The organism is Nevskiales bacterium (genome assembly GCA_035574475.1).
Taxonomy (GTDB): domain Bacteria; phylum Pseudomonadota; class Gammaproteobacteria; order Nevskiales; family DATLYR01; genus DATLYR01.
The window spans coordinates 1-3,571 of the sequence record DATLYR010000041.1; the positions used below are offsets into that span (position 1 = coordinate 1).

Sequence of the window (3,571 nt, forward strand, 5' to 3'; positions counted from 1 at the left end):
AGCCGCCGAGCCCGCCGGTGCTGGCGGTGAAGCTGCAGGAGCTGTTCGGCCTGACGCAGACACCCAGCGTCAACGACGGGCGCACAGCTGTGTCGTTGCATCTGCTGTCGCCCGCGCGCCGGCCGATCCAGGTCACGCAGGATCTGGCCGGCTTCTGGCAGCGCACTTATCCGGAAGTCCGGAAAGAGCTGAAGGGCCGCTACCCGAAGCATCCCTGGCCGGAAGACCCCCGCACGGCGACCCCCACCGCCCGCGCCAAGCCGCGCTAAGCTATTGATTAGTTAAAAACAACGACTGGCGAGTCTTTCGCCAGTCCGGTTAAGCTCTGCGCAACTGAGGGAGGGCTGACTGAGTGAGAATCGTTCCATCCTGCCTGCTTGCTGCGCTGGTGCTGGCATCGGCCATGGCGCAGGCTGCCGCACCCAGCGATCCGGCCGGGCTGGAGGCCTATCTGTTCCGCAGCGAGGATGCCCAGGAGGCGCGCGCTCGCGTCGAGCCCCAGCTCAAGAAGGACCTGCAGAAGCTCGGCCTGCGCTACGGCGCGCCGGTCTACGTGCGCATCTTCAAGGAGGAGCGCCAGCTGGAGCTGTGGGTGCAGCAGGACACGCGCTTCAGGAAGTTCCGCACTTACGACATGTGCAAGATGTCCGGCGGGCTGGGGCCCAAGCTGGAGCAGGGCGACGATCAGGCACCGGAAGGCTTCTACTCGGTGGACGCCAACTGGATGTGGCCGCACAGCAGCTACCACCTGGCCTTCAACATCCGCTACCCGAATGACTACGACAAGGCACTGAACCGCACCGGCAGCGCGATCATGGTGCATGGCGGCTGCTCCTCGTCCGGCTGCTTCGCCATGACCGACGAGAAGATCGAGGAGATCTACACGCTCGCCGCCATGGCCATTGTCAACGGCCAGTCGGAATTCGCGGTGCACGTGTTCCCGTTCCGCATGACCGACGCGAACATGAAGCGCCACAAGGGCGCACGCTGGAGCAAGTTCTGGGCCAACCTCAAGGAAGGCTACGACCTGTTCGAGAGCAGCCAGGTGCCGCCGGCGGTGACGGTCGCCGACAAGCGCTACGTGTTCCAGGACACGAGCCGCATTGCGCAGGTCTGCGACGCATCGCCCTTCGTCTGCGTGGCCGCGCCGAACTGACGGTCGGCCCCGCCGTGCGCACGCTGGGTTATGCGCTGCTGACGCTGGCTGGCCTCGCCCTGCTGGCGCTCGGCATCAGCGTATTCACCTGGCGCACGGCCGAACCCGAACGTCAGCTGCGCGCCGACCTGGTGCGCGTGGACAAGTCCGCACGCCGCCTGGAGCTGCTGCGGGGCGGGGAGGTCATCCGTCGCTACCACGTATCCTTCGGCGCGCGCCCGCGGGGGCACAAGCAACAGGAAGGCGACGAGCGCACGCCGGAAGGGCGCTACCGCATCGACGGCCGCAATGCCCGCAGCCGCTACTACAAATCCCTGCACATCTCCTATCCAAACGCCGAGGATCGCCGCGCCGCGCGCCAGCGCGGGGTTTCACCCGGCGGCGACATCATGATCCATGGCATGCCCAACGGCTGGGGCTGGGCCTGGCTGTTTTTGAAGCCCTTCAACTGGACCGACGGCTGTATCGCGGTCAGCGACCGCGAGATGGACGAGATCTGGCATGCGGTGCCGGTCGGCACGCCGATCGAAATCCGGCCGTAGTCGAGCGCTGCGCTTGCCCTTTGAGGAGAGATCCGCGGATGCGGGCCTGTACCTGCCCGAAATGCAAAACTTAACAAACCTCCGATCAATACCCCGCGTCATGCCGGCGCAAGCCGGAATCCAGCGACTTTCGAAGCGCCACGCCCCGGCCCCCGCCGGTTAATCAGAGCTTGCCTAAAAATTCGGTTTCTTCGTCGCCGAGTCGAAGCGCTCGATGCTGTCGAGGATGGCTTTCTGCGCGTCCTTGGGCCCGTGCCAGCCCTTGACCTTGACCCACTTGCCCTTCTCCAGGTCCTTGTAGTGCTCGAAGAAATGCGCGATCTGGTCGCGAATGGGCTCGGGCAACTCGCGCACGCTGTTCACGTTGCGGTACAGCGGACTGAGCTTGTTGGTCGGGACGACGATCAGTTTCTCGTCGGTGCCGGACTCATCCTCCATCTCCAGCATGCCGATCGGCCGGCAGTTGATCACGCAGCGCGCGATCAGCGGCATCGGCATCATCACCAGCGCGTCCAGCGGGTCACCGTCGCCGCACAGCGTGTGGGGCACGTAGCCGTAGTTGCAGGGATAACGCATCGGCGTGGTCAGGATGCGGTCCACGGTGATCTCGCCGGAGTCCTTGTCGACTTCGTACTTCACCGGCTCGCTGTTCATCGGGATTTCGATGATGACGTTGACGTCATTGGGGGGTTCCTTGCCGGTCTTGACGAGATTCAGGGCCATGAGCACTCCGGTACGCGGGGGAGGGTGGAATCGGGGCGCGATTATACACACGCATAAAAGCCGGCCATAGGAGAAACGCCCGACGACCGGGCTGTCCAAGCCCGGTCTCGGGCGATAGTTGCATCAATAAATGTAAGTCATTTTAAAATAGACTTACATAAATTATTAGTATTACTTTACCAGAAAGGAGGATATATCAGTGGATACCTACATGACGGTCAAGGGGCAGATCGTGATTCCCGCCAAGGTGCGGCGCCGTTTCGGCATCAAGGAAGGCACGCGGGTACAGGTGGATGTTGACGAAAAGGCACACAAGATCATCCTGACGCCCATCACCAGCGAATATATCCAGAGCATGCAGGGGCGGTATCGCGGGAAGGGCCTGCTGAAGGCCCTGGCAGCCGAGAAGAAGCGTGAGAAGGAGTTGTAAGTGTCAAGGAAGTCAAAAGCGTATGTGCTCGATGCCTGGGCTGTGCTGGCCTATCTCGAAGATGAGAAGGTGGGCCCGAAAGTGGCCGAGCTGATGGGCACGGCGATCGAGCAGGGTGCCCCCTTGCTGATGTGCGTCGTGAACGCCGCCGAGGTCTGGTACATCCTCGCGCGCGAGGTTTCAGAAGCGGATGCCGAGAAGAGCATCCAGACCCTGCGTCAGATGGGGGTGCAGTTCGTGGACGCCGACTGGAATCTTGCCCGGCAGGCCGGCGCCCTCAAGTCGAAGCACCGGATGTCATTCGCGGACTGCTTCGCGGCCGCCCTCGCGCTGCAACACAAGGCGGAACTGGTAACGGGCGACAGGGAGTTCAAGCAGGTCGAGAGCGAAGTACGGGTACGGTGGCTGGAGTAGTCGAGCCCACGAAAGGGAAGCGCGGGTCCAGGGGCATTTGAAGCTGGGAACGAGCCGACAACGCGTAACGGCCTGAAAGAAAGAGGGCGCCGAAACGGCGCCCTCTTTGCTTATTGGGGGAACGGTCGCGGACGCGACCGTATTCCAGCACGTAGTGCTTAGAGAAGCGGCACCAACAGCAGCGCCACGATGTTGATGATCTTGATCAGCGGGTTGATGGCCGGGCCGGCGGTGTCCTTGTAGGGGTCGCCGACGGTGTCGCCGGTGACGGCCGCCTTGTGCGCATCCGAGCCCTTGCCGCCGAAG

6 protein-coding genes are annotated in these 3,571 nt (G+C 63.1%); 5 read left to right on the top strand and 1 reads right to left on the bottom strand.

The features are described from left to right. The 3 genes from VNJ47_02615 to VNJ47_02625 all read left to right on the top strand — a co-directional run. A partial coding sequence (locus VNJ47_02615) for an ATP-dependent helicase C-terminal domain-containing protein (protein ID HXG27726.1) occupies nucleotides 1-269 on the top strand: 269 nt, incomplete at its 5' end. Nucleotides 270-352: 83 nt separating this feature from the next. Beyond that, a complete protein-coding gene (locus VNJ47_02620) occupies nucleotides 353-1,156 on the top strand; it encodes a murein L,D-transpeptidase family protein (protein HXG27727.1) in 804 nt (267 codons plus the stop codon). A gap of 14 nt (nucleotides 1,157-1,170) precedes the next feature. Then, nucleotides 1,171-1,698 carry a L,D-transpeptidase family protein gene (locus VNJ47_02625; protein HXG27728.1) on the top strand — a complete coding sequence of 176 codons (528 nt, stop codon included), beginning with the start codon at nucleotides 1,171-1,173 and terminating at the stop codon, nucleotides 1,696-1,698. 174 nt (nucleotides 1,699-1,872) lie between these two features. Here VNJ47_02625 and ppa read toward each other — a convergent pair whose 3' ends face one another. Beyond that, the gene (gene ppa, locus VNJ47_02630) at nucleotides 1,873-2,421 is read right to left on the bottom strand and encodes an inorganic diphosphatase (GenBank protein ID HXG27729.1); all 549 of its coding nucleotides are present in this window, start codon (nucleotides 2,419-2,421) and stop codon (nucleotides 1,873-1,875) included. 199 nt (nucleotides 2,422-2,620) lie between these two features. Here ppa and VNJ47_02635 point away from each other — a divergent pair, with 199 nt between their 5' ends. Together VNJ47_02635 and VNJ47_02640 are read left to right on the top strand one after the other, a co-directional pair. Further along, complete coding sequence (locus VNJ47_02635; GenBank protein ID HXG27730.1) at nucleotides 2,621-2,851, top strand: AbrB/MazE/SpoVT family DNA-binding domain-containing protein; 231 nt, start codon at nucleotides 2,621-2,623, stop codon at nucleotides 2,849-2,851. Then, the gene (locus tag VNJ47_02640) at nucleotides 2,852-3,265 is read left to right on the top strand and encodes a type II toxin-antitoxin system VapC family toxin (GenBank protein ID HXG27731.1); all 414 of its coding nucleotides are present in this window, start codon (nucleotides 2,852-2,854) and stop codon (nucleotides 3,263-3,265) included. Nucleotides 3,266-3,571: the final 306 nt, after the last annotated feature.

Excerpts from the sequence above, each read along its gene's own strand:
- ppa (HXG27729.1), bottom strand. The coding sequence starts at position 2,421 with ATGGCCCTGAATCTCGTCAAGACCGGCAAGGAACCCCCCAATGACGTC.